Source organism: Streptomyces sp. NPDC055749 (assembly GCF_053617235.1).
Genome location: NZ_JBSHFH010000031.1, coordinates 28,380 through 44,125, shown reverse-complemented (window position 1 = coordinate 44,125; position 15,746 = coordinate 28,380). Strand labels below are relative to the sequence as shown.

Genomic DNA, 15,746 nt, shown 5'->3' with positions numbered 1-15,746 from the left:
AGAGACGTAGAACAGAAAGGAGGGGCGGCTCGGACCGGTGGGTCCTGAGCCGCCCCTCCTTGTACGAGGTAGAGGTACGGGGCTGTTAGGGCGTAGGGGGTCAGCGCATCTTTCCGCCGCGCGGCATCCGCATGCCCTTCGGCATCGGACCCTTCGGCAGCGGCATGTTGCTCATCAGGTCGCCCATCGCCCGGAGCCGGTCGTTGGCCGCCGTGACCTGCGGGCCGGTCAGCACCCTGGGGAGCTTCAGCATCTTGGTGCGCACCTTCTTCAGGGGCGTCTGACCCTCGCCGTCGCCCACGATGATGTCGTGCACCGGCACGTCCACCACGATGCGGGCCATCCGCTTCTTCTCGGCCGCCAGCAGGCTCTTCACCCGGTTCGGGTTGCCCTCGGCGACCAGCACGATGCCCGCCTTGCCCACGGCACGGTGGACGACGTCCTGGCTGCGGTTCATCGCGACCGCGGGAGTCGTGGTCCAGCCACGGCCGACCCGGTCCAGTACGGCCGCTGCCGCGCCGGGCTGCCCCTCCATCTGCCCGAAGGCCGCCTTCTCGGCGCGCCGTCCGAAGATGATCGCCATCGCGAGGAGGGCCAGAACGAAGCCCAGGATGCCCGCGTAGATGGGGTGGCCGATCAAGAAACCGATCGCGAGGAGGACACCGAAGGTGACGATTCCCACACCCGCGAGGACGAGACCGATCTTGGGGTCGGTCCGCCTGGTCATCTTGTAGGTCAGGGCGATCTGCTTGAGTCGCCCCGCGTTCTCGGCGCTGTCCGCGCCTTCAGTGTTTGCCTTCCTCGCCATGTACTGAAGTTTACGTGGCCTAAGAACGGTGGTCGGCCACGGCCTCCAGTACATGCTGGGCGTCGACCCGGTCCTTCGCCCTGCGGCGGTCCTCCAGGACCGCCGTCCAGGCGTTGCGACGGGCGGTGCGCTGGCCGCTGCTCAGCAGCAGCGACTCGACGGCACGGAGGGCGCTGGTGACGGACGGGATGGCGTTGGCGCGTACCGGCACGGCCTGCATGGTGGGATTCCCTCTCGGAGCTGCTGCTGCACGTGTACCCAGGGTCACTGCTTGGTGTTACCAGCGCATGACCGGTCGGTCAAACACCAATGAACCCTTGATTCCGGCGCCGCGCACGCCGACGCGGCCCATACGCGTCCCCGACCTGCGGGGAGCGTATGGGCCGCGTCGAACCGGTCTTTACCGCTCAGTAGCTGCTTGTGCTCGGTTTCACACAGCGGGTGCGGTGTCCGCGGGCGTCGCCGCCAGCGCCTTGCGCCGCTCGATCGCCTGCTGGAAGAGGCGTCCCGCACGGTACGAGGAGCGCACGAGCGGACCCGACATCACGCCGGAGTAACCGATCGCGTCGGCCTCGTCCTTCAGCTCCACGAACTCGTGCGGCTTCACCCAGCGCTCGACCGGGTGGTGCCGCACGGACGGCCGCAGGTACTGCGTAATCGTGATGAGCTCGCAACCTGCGTCGTGCAGGTCCTGGAGCGCCTCACTGACTTCCTCGCGGGTCTCGCCCATGCCGAGGATCAGGTTGGACTTCGTCACGAGGCCGGCCTCGCGGGCCCGCGTGATGACTTCCAGGGAGCGCTCGTAACGGAACCCGGGACGAATCCGCTTGAAGATCCGCGGGACCGTCTCGACGTTGTGCGCCAGCACCTCGGGGCGCGAGGAGAAGACCTCGGCGAGCTGTGCGGGCTCGGCGTTGAAGTCGGGAATCAGCAGCTCCACCTTGGTGGCGCCCGCCTCCCGCTCCGCGGTCAGGCCGTGGATCTGGCGGACGGTCTCCGCGTACAGCCACGCTCCGCCGTCCTCCAGGTCGTCGCGTGCGACGCCGGTGATGGTGGCGTAGTTCAGGTCCATCGTGACGACGGACTCGCCGACGCGGCGCGGCTCGTCGAGATCGAGGTCGGCGGGCTTGCCCGTGTCGATCTGACAGAAGTCACAGCGCCGGGTGCACTGGTCACCACCGATGAGGAACGTGGCCTCACGGTCTTCCCAGCATTCGTAGATGTTCGGACAGCCGGCCTCCTGGCACACGGTGTGCAGGCCCTCGCTCTTCACGAGTTTCTGCATCTGCGTGTACTCGGGGCCCATCTTCGCCCGCGTTTTGATCCACTCGGGCTTGCGCTCGATGGGGGTCTGGCTGTTCCGGACCTCCAGGCGCAGCATCTTGCGCCCGTCCGGTGCGACAGCGGACACTCCGGCTCCCCTTTGCTTTCGCTGCATTCGAATCTTCGGCGAACACCAGGGTACGCCCGTAGTTAGAACGGCTTTACGTCTGGCCAACCTGGGGCCGACGGGGCCTATTCCCCGACCGCTAGGCGGAGGCCTGGACGGGGGCCTGCACGGCGGCCTGCGGGGCTTCGACGGCCCGGGGTGCGAGTGCCGCGTTCTCCAGGACCTCCCTGAGGTGCCTCTCCACGACCGGGAGGACGTCCGCGATCGTCACGTCACGGCCCAGTTCGTACGCGAGTGAGGTGACGCCCGCGTCCCGGATGCCGCACGGCACGATCCGGTCGAACCAGGTGTTGTCCGGATTCACGTTGAGCGCGAAGCCGTGCATGGTCACACCCTTGGCGACCCGGATGCCGATGGCGGCGAGCTTGCGGTCCTCGCGGCGCTGGCCCGCGTTGGACGGCGCGTACTCCGGGCCGTTCATCCGGGGGTCGAACTCCTCGTCCTGGAGGCGGGGGTCGAAGTCGAGGGAGAGTCCGCCGAGCGACGCCCGCTCCTCGACCGGGTCACCCAGGACCCAGACACCGCTGCGGCCCTCGACCCGGGAGGTCTCCACACCGAACTCGGCGGCCGTACGGATCAGCGCGTCCTCCAGGCGGCGCACATGCGCGACGACGTCGACCGGGCGCGGAAGCTTCTGGATGGGGTAGCCGACGAGCTGCCCGGGGCCGTGCCAGGTGATCTTGCCGCCGCGGTCGACGTCGATGACCGGCGTGCCGTCCAGGGGGCGCTCGTTGTCAGCCGTGCGCCGGCCCGCCGTGTAGACGGGCGGGTGCTCAAGGAGCAGACACGTGTCGGGGACCGTGTCCTCGAACCGGGCGGCGTGCACCTCGCGCTGCTTCTGCCATGCCTCCTGGTACTCGACGGAATCCTCGCCGAACCCCAGACGGACAAACCGCAGCTCACTCACTTCAGGTGCCTCCCTACTAGCGGTGCCGGAGGGCCGGGGGGTGTCCCCGGAACCACGTCACCATGCACTGATGTGCGCCCTCAGCCACTGTACGACCGCTCTCGTCGGGACAGCCCGGCAGGTCATTTCCGTCAGCACCACCGGCAATCCTCACACGATCGGATGAATGTGGGGCGAAGGTGGCCGGGGGTGCGGCCGGGGCCGCTAAATTCGCGCCGTTCCATAAGGGCTGCCCGCCCGGCCCCGAAGGCAGGAGACCCTACAGCTGATGTCGGAACGACCTCCGCAGCGCACCCCCAACCGCCGGCTCGCCGCGCTCATCGCCGAAGCCGGTTTCTCCCATGCGGGCCTGGCCCGCCGGGTTGATCAACTCGGCCTGGAGCACGGCCTCGATCTGCGGTACGACAAGACCTCCGTGACCCGCTGGCTGCGTGGCCAGCAGCCGCGAGGCACCACTCCCGCGCTGATCGCCGAGGTCTTCACCCGACGGCTGGGGCGCCGGCTCTCGGCCCAGGACCTGGGGCTCGATGCCTGTGCTCCCGTCTACGCCGGTCTGGAGTTCGCGGCGACACCCGCCGAGGCGGTGGACATCGTCAGCGGGCTGTGGCGGAAGGACTCGGGAAGCCACGCGGAGTTACGGAAGATCGCGTTCACCCCGGCCGGGCTTGTCGTGCCCAGCCGGGACTGGCTGATCGGGCGTGCCGACGAGTGGGTGGGAGGCGCCGAGCCGCCGCCTGTGCCCGCCGCGTCCCGTGGTGCCGCCGGGGCGGGGGCGTCGGTGGGTGGCGGGGCGTCGCCGGTCAGTGGTGGTGGTCACGGGGTGGTGGCAGGGGCCGCGGGGGGCGCCGGTTCGCCCGGGGGAAACGGCCCCGGTGGCTCAGGGCCGGGAGGGCTGGGAGGGCCGGGAGGGCCGGGAGGCCCAGGACGCCCGAACGGACCGGGCGGCGGCTTCGCCGGCCCGGCAGCCGGGACCCACGCACCGGGGACCCATGCACCCGGAACCTACGCACCGGGGATCCACGCATCGGGGACCCCGACGCCGGGGACCCACGCACCCGGGACCCGTGCACCCGGAACCCACGCACCCGGAACCGGAACCCACACACACGCCCCCCACGGCGTCCAAGCCCCGCACGGAGCGACCGCGGTGCACGGTCAGGGCAGCGGCGGCGGCGCCCGGAACGGTGCCCGCCCCGGAGCCTCCCGGCCGCCCACCCACCCCGCGCCCTCCGCCCCGCCCCACTCGACCGTGCCGCGCCAGCGGCAGACCGATCGTGGTCCGGGCCAGCGGGTCAGCAGCGGGGACGTCGCCGCCCTGCGCTCGGTCGGCGAACTCTTCCGCACCCTCGACAACGCCTACGGCGGCGGTCACGCACGGCAGGCACTCGTCCGCTACCTGGAGCACGAGGCGGAACCCATGCTCCGCGGGAGTTACGGCGAGGCCACCGGCCGACGGCTGTTCTCGGCAGCCGCCGACCTGACCAGGCTCGCGGGCTGGACCTCGTACGACATCGCCGCCCACGGCCTCGCCCAGCGCTACTTCGTACAGGCGCTGAGGCTCGCGCAGGCAGCCGGGGACCGTGGTTACGGCAGCTACGTCCTGATGACCATGAGCCGTCAGGCGGTCTATCTCGGCCACGGCAGGGAAGCCGTCCAGCTGGCGCGCGTCGCCCAGCAGGGCATCGGGTCGTCGGCGCCGCCCGTCGTGCAGGCCATACTGCACGCGGTCGAGGCCCGCGGACACGGAGTGCTCGGCGAGGCCAGGACCTGCACCACCGCGCTCGCCCGGGCGGAACGCGCCCTGGAGACCGCGCGGCCCGGGGACGAGACCCCGCACTGGGCCCGCTACTTCGACGAGGCGCAGCTCGCCGACGAGTTCGGCCACTGCCACCGCGACCTCCAGCACTACAAGGCCGCCGCCCAGCACGCGGAGCGCTCGCTCCAGCTCCGCGCCCCGGCGTACGCCCGCAGCCGGCTGTTCTGCCAGGTCGTCCTCGCATCCGCGCGGCTCGGGCTCGGAGAGCTCGACCAGGCGTGCTCCCTGGGCGCCGATGCCGCCCAGCAGGCATCTGAGATGCGGTCGGTCCGCGCCACCGAGTACGTACGCGACTTCGAGCGGCGTCTTGAGCCGTACCGGGACGCGGCGGCCGTACGCCACTACCGGGACCGGGTCGCCGCACTCGGCTGACCCGGCCCCGGCAGTGACCTGCGGATGACTCACCCTGTGCGGACGCCCCTCACCTCGACCTCCGCCAGGGACAGCGGGTCGGTGGCGGACGCCAGCTGCACCCGGACGTAACGGCCCGTGGTGCCCGGCGGGAGATCCACCGCGGTGGGCCGGCCCGCCTGGCCGGTCATGTGCACGGCCGTCACCCCCGGTGCCGTGCGGGCCTCGTCCAGCCCGTCAGCGGTGATCGGGGTGTCCGAGGTCAGGACCCAGTAGTCCTTGAGACGGCCGGCGCAGCAGTCCGTGCGGTTCCACACCTCGACCTGGTCCAGCGCCGCCGCGGAACCCAGATCGACCTGCCACCACGCCTGGTTCGACGGCTCGGCGGTATGGGTCACCGAGCCCGAGCCGAAGCTGCCGTCGGTGTTCCCGTCGACGGCGCGTGCGGCCGGGGCGTCCCAGGCGGTGGCCTGCTGGGTGGCGGCCTTGCCGAGGGCGAGGTTCTCCGGCGCCACCTCCACCGTCACCCGGGTCGTGGTCCTCATCCCGTCGTGGCGCAGCGCGATGTCCAGCGTGTACGTGCCGGGCGCCGCCGAAGCGGGCGGAGTGACCCGGAACGGGACCTTCGCGTCCGCGCCGGGCGCCAGCGGTGCCACCCGGGTGGCTGCGGGGGTGACCGTCCAGCCCTCGGGGCCCGAGAGCCCGATCCGGGTCTCCGGCGCCGGCTTCCTGGACGTGTTGGTCACCGTCAGGGTGCCGTCACCCGTGATTCCGGGGTTGAGCTCCGTGGGCAGCTCGGTCCTCGTACGGACGAGGCTGCGGACGTCCGGTGTGGCCACCTTGAAGACGTACGCGTGCTTGCTGCTCGTGGCCCCCGCGCCCTGCGCCGGGGTCTTGACGACGATCCGGCCCCGGTCGTCCTTGCGCCAGGGCAGCGGCTTGCCGTCGGAGCCGAGGAGGGTGATCCGGGTGTCGTCGGCGACCGGCGTGTCCGAGCCGAGGGTCAGCTCCGCCCCCGGCCATTCGAGTGCGGTCGCGTACAGGGAGCCGTCCTTGACCGTGTAACGGATCTTGTCGTCGCCGGACGGCTCCTCCGCGTGGTGCCAGTACGTCGTGCCGTAGACGGACTCCCCGTTGATCTTCAGCCAGGCGCCGATGTCGAGGAGGCGCTGCTGCTGGATCTCCGGGATCGTGCCGTCGGCGCGCGGGCCGACGTCGAGCAGCAGGTTGCCGTTCTTGCTGACGATGTCGCTCAGCGAGTCGATCAGCTGGTCGGAGGTGAGGTGGTCCTCCTCCGGCTCGTTCTGGTTGTAGCCGTAGGAGTGCGCGATGCCGCGGCTCGCCTCCCACTTGTTGGGGTCGATGTCCGGCTTCACCGTGTACTCGGGTGTCTGGAAGTCGAGTTCCTTGCTGTCCAGGTTGCCCGACTCGATCTTGCAGCGGTTGGCGACCGCCACTTCCTTGGGGTTCTCCCGGTTCTTCGCCTGGTTGTAGTAGTCGGCGATGACCGACGCGGTCTTCCAGTACGAGGCGGGCTTCTCCCACTGGCCGTCGCACCAGAGCATGTCCGGGTCGTACTGGTCGACCAGCTCGCGCATCTGCGGAAGCATGTAGTCGTCCACGTAGTCGTCGACCACTGGAGCGCCGGTGTACGGGACGGGGGCCCCGGTGTAGGGGTTGCGCACCGGCTTCCCGGTGTAGGCGGGGTTGTTCCACTCGTACAGCGAGTAGTAGAAGCCCGCCCTGAGCCCGCCGTCCTCGCGGGCGGCCTTGAAGAGGTCGCCCGCCAGATCGCGCTTCGGCCCGAGATCGACGGTGTCACGGCCGCTGACCTTCGAGTCGTACAGCGCGACGCCCTCATGGTGCTTGGAGGTCAGGACGAAGTACTTGGCGCCCGCGTCCTTGAAGAGCTTCACCCAGGCGTCGGGGTCGTACTTCTCGGCCTTCCACTGTCCGATGAAGTCGTCGTAGTCCGCGTCCGCGCCGTAAGTGTCCTGGTGGTACTTGTTCGTGGCGTTGCCCGGCGAGTTCATGTACGCCCAGTACCACTCGGCGTAGCTGCCTCGTGGGCCCCAGGCGGGCACCGAATAGGCGCCCCAGTGGATGAAGATGCCGAACTTGTCGTCGTCGAACCACTTCGGGGTGGGGTGGTTGTTGAGGGATTCGACGGTGGGTTCGTAGTCCGGCGTGTCGGGGCCGGTCCCGGGCGAGGGGGCCGCGCCGAGCAGGCCGGCGAATGCGGCCAGAGCGGCTGCTGCGACTCCCGTACGTCTGGCGGTGCCGCGGTGGGTGCGGGTCACTGCGATTCCTTTCCGGAGAGGGCCCTCACCTGGTCGGAGCTCAGTGCTTCGTCCCAGGTGAGGAGGTCGTCGAGGTCTCCGCGCAGGCCGGCCTTCTCGGTGCCGACCGAGCGCAGGGGGAGGGGAATCGACGCGTCGACAGTGCCGACGCGCTCCCCGTCGGCGTACAGGGTGGTGTGTCCGGGCTCCGTCACCCAGGTCAGCTGGACCCACTGGTTCAGCGGCAGGGTGTAGTCGAAGCTCAGGTCGGCGGCGCCGTAGCGGGTGAGGCCGACCTTGCCGGTGCCGTACTGCTGGAGCTTGAGCGCGCCCGCCTTGGAGCTGAGCAGCACCTGGTCGGCGGTGCGGGCGGTCGAGCGGACCTGGACGGACACCGTCCACGGCTCGGCGACGTCCATGCCGCCGAAGCCCACGCCGTCCCGGTCGGAGTCGAAGCGCCAGGCCTGGCCGTTCACTCCGTCGGCCACGGGCGTCGGGTTGTTGATGATGTAGGAGGTGCCCGGCAGCGCGCCCGCGGTGTCCTCGGCGTAGAGCGTGTTGCCGGGGCTGCCCGCCCAGGTCCAGCCGCTCGGGTACGGGGCGGTGTCGAAGGTCCAGTGATGGCTGGGGCGGCCGTCGTCCACCCGGGGTGCCACCGGGGCGTGGGTGATGCCGGGCGGGTCGCCGATGCGGGCGACGAGGGCGCGGAAGTCGGTGAGCGTGTCCGGCGTTGCGGTGGCGTTCCAGGCGCGGTCGGCCGTGATCGCGCGGGGGGCGGCCATGTGCTGGTCGAAGTAGCCGTCCTCGGCCCAGAAGTTGTAGTCCGCCCAGTTCACCAGGGAGGAGCCGAGCATGTCGGGCGCGGTGCTGGGTGCCCAGCTGTCGTACATCCAGGGCTCGTTCGGATACAGGTTGTGGTAGTTGTTCGGGGTGTCGTAGAAGGGGCCGATGGCGATCTCGTCGTGCCCGGGGACGGCCGGTTCGGCGCCGGTTCCCTCCCAGGTGATGAAGACGATCGGGCCGTTCGCCTTCTGCTGGGGGGCGGCCAGGTGCTCGGAGCCGTTGTAGACCGCGGTCCGCTTGCCGTGCGAAGTGAGCACGTCGTCAAGGGTGTTGATGTAGCGGTTGAGCAGGTCGCCGAGTGTGGACACCTCGGGGTCCGCGGCCAGGAACTCCTGGACGCGTGGACAGTTGGCGAGCTGTCCCGGCACTTCCTCCCCGCCGATCGAGAACAGCGGGGCGTCGAACCAGCCCGCGAACTCGTCCACGATCTCCTTGGTCTTCTCGACCGCCTTCTCGCTGGTCATGTCGATGATCCAGTCGGCGGTGAGATGGGAGTGGGTGTGGGCTCCGGTGCACGGGTTCGCCCCCGCGCCGAAGCCGATACCGAAGGCTTCGCTGATCACGGTCGCGTGGCCGGGTACCTCGATGCCGGGCATCAGCTGGACGTGATGGCGGGCGGCGAAGGCCTTGAGCTGCTCGATGTCGGCGCGGCTGTAGCTGTGTTCGGGGTCGGCGAGGCCGGGGAACTTCGGGCTGTACAGGCGGAAGCCCTCGGACTCGGACAGGTGCAGGAAGAGCGTGTTCAGCTTCTGGTCGCCCATCCTGCGGATCAGGTTCTTGAGGTACGGGATCTGCCAGTACTTGCGGCCCGCGTCGAGATGGACCATGCGGAGCCGCTGCGCCGGCCGGTCGACGGAAAGGGCGCGCGGCAGTGAACGGTGGCCGGGGTCGGTGGCGCGCAGCAGCTGGAGCACGGTGCGCGTGCCGTAGAACAGGCCGTGCGTGGAGGCGGCCTCGATGCGTACGGGCCCCGCGCTGTCGAGCCGGTACCCCTCGGCGCCGAAGGGGGTCGCCGCGGGGCCGTCGGTGAGTGCGAGGACGATGTCGCCGTCCCTGGCGTGCGACACGTCGCCGCTGATGTCGGGGGTGATCCCGCTGATCCTGGTGAGTTCGGTACGCAACTGGCGGGCGAGATCCTGGACGTTCTGCCGTGCCGGGCCCGGCAGTTCACGGCGTCCGGAGGTCAGTGCCGTCCGGTCGGCGGAGCCGGGCTGGACCAGGATGCGGGTCCGCGGGGTGAGCGTCGTCTGCCCGCCGAGGTCCGACCACTGGGTGGGGCGGGGAACGACCGACGGCGGAGCGGCTGCGGAAGCGGGCGTGGGATCAACCGGCTCGCTCGCTACGGCGAGTGGAGCTATTGCTCCGATGACTAGGGTGAGGATCACGGACAGTACGGGTCCAGCACGACGCACAACGGCCTCCCGATTAGCGGCAATCGGGAGGACCGTATGGGCTGTACGCACGCCGTGACAAGAGATAGGTCGGATGTGTTCTCCGGCGGGAGGGCTCTTGTATCGGCGACGGTGGTGGTCTCAGGCAGCCGTGGTGAGCCTCGCCTCGGCCCCGCATCCCTCCTGTACTCCCAGGTCGGCGAGGATCGCGGAGGCCGCGCGGCGGCCCGAGCGCAGGGCTCCCTGGACCGTGCTCGTGTCACGGTGGTCGCCGCAGACATACAGCCCGGCGAGCATCCGGACCGGGCGGTGCGGATCGTGCGGGGCGGGCATCGCGGGCACCGCCTCCGGGTCGTGATGGGCGGCCAGCAGCTCCCAGTCGTCCGTGGACGTGCCGTACAGCGCCCCGAGGTGTACGCGGACCGCGCGGTCGAGATCCGGCGGAGGCGTGCCGAGCACCGTCGATGTGATCAGAGTCCTGCCGTGCGGGGCGCGCGAGGGATCGACCTCGCTCATGACGGCGGTGTGCGCGACCGGGCCCGAACGGTCGGCGTCCAGCAGCAGCGAGGTGCCGGCCGGCGGGGGAGCGGGGGCCGTGTGGTGCAGCACCGTCACCGGGTGGAAGGACGGTATCCGCAGCCCGGGCAGCAGTTCGGCGGCTGCGCCGGCCCCCGTCGCCAGCAGCAGGGAGCGGCAGCGCAGTTCGCCGTGCTCCTTTGTGCGTACGGAGGTGATGGCGGCGGCGGTGACGTGGACACCGGTCCGTACGGTGCCTGGCGGCAATGTGGCCGCCAGGAGCTCGGGCAGGGTCGCGGAACCACCCGCCGGTACGCACAGCCCGCCGCGCGCGTAACCGCGCAGGGCGAGATCGGCGACGCGGCTCGATGTGGTGAGCTCGGGGTCGCCGAGCAGCGCGGAGAGCAGCGGGCGCAGGAATCCGTTGACCGTACGGGACGGGAGGCCGCGCGCCGAAAGGGCGGCGAGGGCGGTCCGTTCCGGCCGCGCCAGCAGACGGGACTCGGGCGTGGCGGCCAGCCTGCCCAGCGCCGCGCCGAGCCGGGCCTGGTCGATCGCCCCGCCCATCGGCGCATGGGGGGCGCTCGACCGGGCGCGCACGGCCCTGAGTGCGCCCCTTGCGCTCCGTATGGTGCCGGTGCGGTACTGGCGGCCGTCACTGTGGACGAGCAGCCCGGGGGCGAAGTCCCTCAGCACCAGCCCTTCGAGGCCCGGGATGAGCTCCTGCTCCGGGCAGCCGGAGCTGAGCAGCGGGCCGAGGTGGTCGAGCCGGAATCCGTCCATGTCGTGCGTGACCATCCGGCCGCCGACACAGGGGGCGGCCTCCAGGACACTGACGCTCACTCCCGCACGGTTGAGCTGGTGGGCCGCCGACAGGCCGGCTGTCCCGGCCCCGATGATGATCACGTCTGCGTGATGTGCCGTGCCGATCACATGCCCCTCCCCGAGTCGGTGCGACTGGTGGGAGGCTATTTCCCCCAACAGGCCCCCGGAATGCCCGAGTTCGGGTCGAGGCTAGGAGGATGGCCGATACAGGCACAGCAGCGCGCACACCGGGCACCGAGGCACGGGGTCGCACGACCGCGTCACCTCAGGGCGGCCCTGATCGCCGAGTCGATCCCGGGGAACGCGAACGAGAAGCCCGAGTCGAGCAGTTGACCGGGAAGTACCCGCTGGCTGCCCAGTACATCCGACGAGAAACCGCCCAGTGCGATGCGCAGCGCGGGCGCCGGTGCGGTGAACAGCGTCGGACGGTGCAGCACCCTGCCCATCGCGGCCGTCACTTCGCGGTTGGTGACCGGGTCGGGTCCGGTCATATTGCCCGCCCCCGACAGGGCCGGTGTGTCGATGATGTGCCGCAGGGCCGCGATGTGGTCGTGCAGCGCGATGAAGCTCCAGTACTGGCGCCCGTTGCCGAGCCGCCCGCCGAGCCCTGCCTTGAACAGCGGGAACAGCCGCCCCCAGGCCCCTCCCTCGCTCGCCACGACCAGGCCGGTGCGGGCGAACACCGTCCGTACGCCCGCCTCCTGGGCGGCGGCCGTGGCCGCCTCCCACTCCACGCAGACCGACGGCAGGAAGCCCTCGCCGGGCGGAGCGCTCTCGTCGACCGCGCGGTCCCCGGTGTCGCCGTAGTAACCGACGGCCGATCCCGACAGCAGCAGCTTCGGCGGGGTGTCGAGAGAGGCGACGGCCTCGGCGATCGCCGCCGTGCCCAGCACCCGGCTGTCCCTGATCTCGCGCTTGTACGCCTCCGTCCAGCGACGGTCACCGACTCCGGCACCGGCCAGGTGGACGACGGCGTCGCAGCCCACGAGACCGGCCACGTCGACGAACTGGCGCTCGGGGTCCCACTCCACCTCGTCGCCCGCGGTGGGCGGGCGGCGCACCAGGCGGACCACCTCGTGCCCGTCGGCGAGAAGCGAACGCACCAGCGCCGCTCCGATGAGTCCGGTCGATCCGGTGACGGCGATTCGGGAGTGCGGCATGACTCCATCCTGCCTCAGCCGCGACCCGATCACCGGTCGGTCCCACGCGAAGACGCGGTCTCACTCGAAGAGCAGGCGGAGTGCCACATCCCGGTAGTGCCGGACGTGGCGCAGGGCGCAGGCCGCCGCTTCCTCGATGTCCGACGCCGTGATCGCGGCGCAGAGCAGCCGGTGCTCCTCCCAGAGCGGTCCCGGGTCGTCGATCTGCTGGAACAGCCAGCGCAGCCGCCCCTCCAGGGACTCCAGGGTGGTGGCCAGCAGGTCATTGCCGGCAAGTTCCACGATGTGGTGGTGGAAGGCGGTGTTGGCGCGCGAGATCCGCTCCGGTTTGCCGGACAGCGTGGCCCGGCGGGCCGTCTCCAAGAGGCCCTCCAGCTCACGTAGCTGCTCCGTCGTGGCCCGCTCGGCGGCCCGCCGTACCGCAAGCACCTCCAGTGCCTCGCGCATGTCGAAGAGGTTCTCCACGTCCTGCCGGGAGAGCTCCTTGACGACGATCCGGCGGGGCGACAGTGCGTGCAGGAAGCCGTCGCCGAGCAGGATGCGGATCGCCTCGCGCACCGGGACCCGGGACACTCCGAACTCCTCGGCCACGTCCCGTTCGACCAGCCGGTCGCCCGGCTTGAGGCGTCCCGTGATGATGCGGTCGCGCAGGCCTTCGCAGACCTGGTCGCGCAGCCACACCGTGCCGGTCAGTGAACTGGCCGGTTCGTCCCCCGTGTTGGTCTGGCTCACATGTCCTCCACGTGTCGATTCGCTTACGGTATACCAAACCCTTGACGGTCGCCGGGCGCTTTGCTTTGGTATACCAAATGCGGAACGGCCTGGCCGGAACCCGCTGCTCACCCTGTCAGATCAGTTCGCTCAGTGATTCGAGGGTTTGCCATGACCAGTACGTCCCCAACACCCATAGCCGGTCGGGCCGGAAGGGCCGAAAGCGGTGACGGTGTCCGCCCGACCCGGGTGCGCTGGAAGATGTTCGTCCTGCTGCTGGGCATTGTCGCGCTCAACTACATCGACCGGGGCTCCGTCTCCGTCGCACTTCCGCTCATCACCAAGGACCTCGGCCTCTCCAAGGAGACGACCGGCTTCCTGCTCAGCGCGTTCTTCTGGACGTACGCGCTGATGCAGATCCCCAGCGGCTGGCTCGCCGACCGCTTCGGCGCCCGCCGCATGGTCTCCGGGGCCTGCGTCGGCTGGGGTGTGGCCCAGGGCCTCACCGCCGCGGCCGGCGGTCCCGGATCGCTGCTCGGGTACCGGCTGCTCCTCGGCGCGGTCGAGGCCCCCGTGATGCCGGCCGGCGGCAAGCTCAACGCCCAGTGGCTGCCCGCCAAGGAGCGCGGCCGGGGCGCGGTGCTGCTGGACGGCGGTGCCCCGCTCGGCGCCGCGCTCGGCGGCATCGTGATCTCCGCGCTGATCGGCTGGACAGGCAGTTGGCGGATCAGTTTCGTCATCGCGGGTGTCCTCACCGTCGCCGCCGGTCTGTACGCCGCCTGGTACATCCGCAACACCCCCGCCGAACATCCCGGTGTCAACGCCGCCGAGGCCGCCTACATAGAGAACGCGCACGCGGAGGAGGACGCCGCCGGACCCGCCGACGCGCGCACCGGCCTGCTGCCGTACCTCAGGCACCGCTCCTTCTGGGCCATGTGCCTTGGCTGGATGGGCTTCAACGGCGTGTTCTACGGGCTGCTCACCTGGGGCCCGCTGTACCTCTCCGAGACCAAGGGCTTCAACATCGCGACCATCGGCTGGTCGACCCTGGTCATCTTCGGCGCGGGCTTCGTCGGTGAACTCATCGGCGGCTGGACCTCCGACCGCCTGAAGGGCAAGGGCATCGGAGCCAATACCGTGATGCGCACGATGATGGGCGTCGCCGGAGCCGCCGTCGTCGGCGGGCTCCTCGGAGTGGTCTTCGTGCCGGACGCGATGACGGCGGTCGCGCTCCTCTCCGTCGTCCTCTTCTTCCTCCGCTGGGCCGGCCTCTACTGGTCGCTGCCCTCCGTGCTCGCCGGGCGTGCCAACGCCGGAATCGTCGGCGGAGCCATGAACCTCTCCGGCAACATCGCCGGGATCATCACGCCGATCGCGGTCGGCTTCATTGTCGGCGGCACCGGGTCGTACACCTGGGCGCTGCTCTACTTCGTCGGCGCCGGTGCGCTGTTCACCGTGGCGTCCCTGACGATCGACTACAGCAGGAGGCTCGCCGTCCGATGACGCCCACCACGGAACAGGCCCGGAGCATCCGCGTAGGGATGCTCACCCCGTCCTCCAACACCTGTCTGGAACCCGTGACCTACGGGCTGCTGCACGGTACGGACGTGGCCACTGCCCACTTCGCCCGCGTCCCCGTCACCCGGATCGCACTCGACGGCGGCTCCGACGCGCAGTTCGATCCGGCCCCGATGCTGGCCGCCGCCCGGCAGCTCGCCGACGCCCGGGTGGACGTCATCGCCTGGAACGGCACCTCGGGCTCCTGGCTCGGCCCCGACCGTGACCGCGCCCTCTGCGCGCGCATCACCGAGGAGACCGGCATCCCGGCCACCACCTCCACCCTCGCGCTGCTCGACGCCTGCGCCGCGTACGGAGTGACGAAGCTCGGGCTCGCCCTCCCGTACACCCGCGACGTCGCCGACCGGATCGTGCGGCAGTACGCGAAGGAGGGCCTGGACTGCACACTCGCCGAACCCTTCGGCATCAGCGACAACGAGGCCTTCGCCCGCATCCCGGCCGCTGACGTCGCACGGCAGATCGGCGCGGCGGCGCGCGACGCGCACGCGGTCGCGGTCGTCTGCACCAATGTGTACGGGGCCGGGCCGGCCCGGGAGCTCGAACCGGAGCTGGGCATCCCGGTGTTCGACAGTGTCGCCGCCACCCTGTGGAAGGCCCTGGAGCTGGCCGGACCGCACACCGTCACCCTGGCTGGCCACGGAGATCTGCTGCGCTCCGGCGCGCTGCGCGCCCGCTTCCGGACCATCCTGCGCACGCTGCTGGACGCGACAGGCGCGGACCGCACCACTCTGCGCCTCGACCTGCCCGAGCACGGCCTCGGCGTCGATCTGACCGCCGCCGAGGCGCTGCGCGAAGGCGTACGGTCCATCCGCCGAGACGCCTCACTCGACCAGCGCCGGCTGAACACCGTCGAGTGGCTGGAACGGCAGCGGATTCCGCTGGTCCAGCCGCACTTCGAGGCGATCCCGCATCCGCCGAAGGCCCTCGTCGACGTGTACGGCGTCCACGCCCAGATGCTCTCGCCACTGGGCGGTGCCACCGAGATGGCCGGCTGGATCTCCGTACACAGCATGGAGGAGCGCGACTGGACCGATCGGGACACCACCGCGCTCCGGGCCGCCACCTCACAGATACAGCACCTGCTCGACACCGGAACGAAAGGCTTCTGACG

At 70.6% G+C, this 15,746-nt stretch carries 12 protein-coding genes; 3 read left to right on the top strand and 9 right to left on the bottom strand.

Features of this window, described 5'->3' with window-relative positions; genetic code table 11:
• Positions 1 to 100: 100 nt before the first annotated feature.
• From ACWGO0_RS22875 to lipB, 4 genes are all read right to left on the bottom strand, one after another.
• Positions 101 to 808, bottom strand: a complete 708-nt coding sequence (locus ACWGO0_RS22875) for a DUF4191 domain-containing protein (RefSeq protein WP_453537935.1) — start codon at positions 806 to 808, stop codon at positions 101 to 103.
• A gap of 19 nt (positions 809 to 827) precedes the next feature.
• Complete coding sequence (locus ACWGO0_RS22870; protein WP_453537932.1) at positions 828 to 1,028, bottom strand: SCO2195 family GlnR-regulated protein; 201 nt, start codon at positions 1,026 to 1,028, stop codon at positions 828 to 830.
• A gap of 210 nt (positions 1,029 to 1,238) precedes the next feature.
• Positions 1,239 to 2,219 carry a lipoyl synthase gene (gene lipA / locus ACWGO0_RS22865; RefSeq protein ID WP_453537929.1) on the bottom strand — a complete coding sequence of 327 codons (981 nt, stop codon included), beginning with the start codon at positions 2,217 to 2,219 and terminating at the stop codon, positions 1,239 to 1,241.
• A gap of 118 nt (positions 2,220 to 2,337) precedes the next feature.
• The gene (gene lipB / locus ACWGO0_RS22860) at positions 2,338 to 3,165 is read right to left on the bottom strand and encodes a lipoyl(octanoyl) transferase LipB (RefSeq protein ID WP_453537926.1); all 828 of its coding nucleotides are present in this window, start codon (positions 3,163 to 3,165) and stop codon (positions 2,338 to 2,340) included.
• 268 nt (positions 3,166 to 3,433) lie between these two features.
• Here lipB and ACWGO0_RS22855 point away from each other — a divergent pair, with 268 nt between their 5' ends.
• Positions 3,434 to 5,353: a regulator gene (locus ACWGO0_RS22855; protein ID WP_453537923.1), complete on the top strand. Its 1,920-nt coding sequence runs from the start codon at positions 3,434 to 3,436 to the stop codon at positions 5,351 to 5,353.
• Between the two features lie 29 nt (positions 5,354 to 5,382).
• Here ACWGO0_RS22855 and ACWGO0_RS22850 read toward each other — a convergent pair whose 3' ends face one another.
• The 5 genes from ACWGO0_RS22850 to ACWGO0_RS22830 form a co-directional block, all read right to left on the bottom strand.
• Positions 5,383 to 7,632 (bottom strand): alpha-L-fucosidase, encoded by a 2,250-nt coding sequence (locus tag ACWGO0_RS22850; RefSeq protein ID WP_453537920.1) that lies wholly within the window; start codon positions 7,630 to 7,632, stop codon positions 5,383 to 5,385.
• On the bottom strand, positions 7,629 to 9,839 hold the full coding sequence (locus ACWGO0_RS22845) for a family 20 glycosylhydrolase (protein WP_453537917.1): 2,211 nt from the start codon (positions 9,837 to 9,839) through the stop codon (positions 7,629 to 7,631). The genes ACWGO0_RS22850 and ACWGO0_RS22845 overlap by 4 nt, the downstream gene beginning before the upstream one ends.
• A 147-nt stretch (positions 9,840 to 9,986) precedes the next feature.
• Positions 9,987 to 11,294, bottom strand: a complete 1,308-nt coding sequence (locus tag ACWGO0_RS22840) for an NAD(P)/FAD-dependent oxidoreductase (protein WP_453537914.1) — start codon at positions 11,292 to 11,294, stop codon at positions 9,987 to 9,989.
• 152 nt (positions 11,295 to 11,446) lie between these two features.
• The gene (locus ACWGO0_RS22835; RefSeq protein ID WP_453537911.1) at positions 11,447 to 12,346 is read right to left on the bottom strand and encodes a TIGR01777 family oxidoreductase; all 900 of its coding nucleotides are present in this window, start codon (positions 12,344 to 12,346) and stop codon (positions 11,447 to 11,449) included.
• A gap of 60 nt (positions 12,347 to 12,406) precedes the next feature.
• A complete protein-coding gene (locus tag ACWGO0_RS22830) occupies positions 12,407 to 13,078 on the bottom strand; it encodes a GntR family transcriptional regulator (protein WP_453537908.1) in 672 nt (223 codons plus the stop codon).
• A 150-nt stretch (positions 13,079 to 13,228) separates the two neighbouring features.
• Between ACWGO0_RS22830 and ACWGO0_RS22825 the strand changes: the two genes are divergently transcribed.
• Positions 13,229 to 14,560, top strand: coding sequence for an MFS transporter (locus ACWGO0_RS22825; RefSeq protein WP_453537905.1), 1,332 nt, complete (start codon positions 13,229 to 13,231; stop codon positions 14,558 to 14,560).
• Positions 14,557 to 15,744, top strand: coding sequence for a maleate cis-trans isomerase family protein (locus ACWGO0_RS22820; RefSeq protein ID WP_453537902.1), 1,188 nt, complete (start codon positions 14,557 to 14,559; stop codon positions 15,742 to 15,744). Before ACWGO0_RS22825 ends, ACWGO0_RS22820 begins: the two co-directional genes overlap by 4 nt.
• Positions 15,745 to 15,746: the final 2 nt, after the last annotated feature.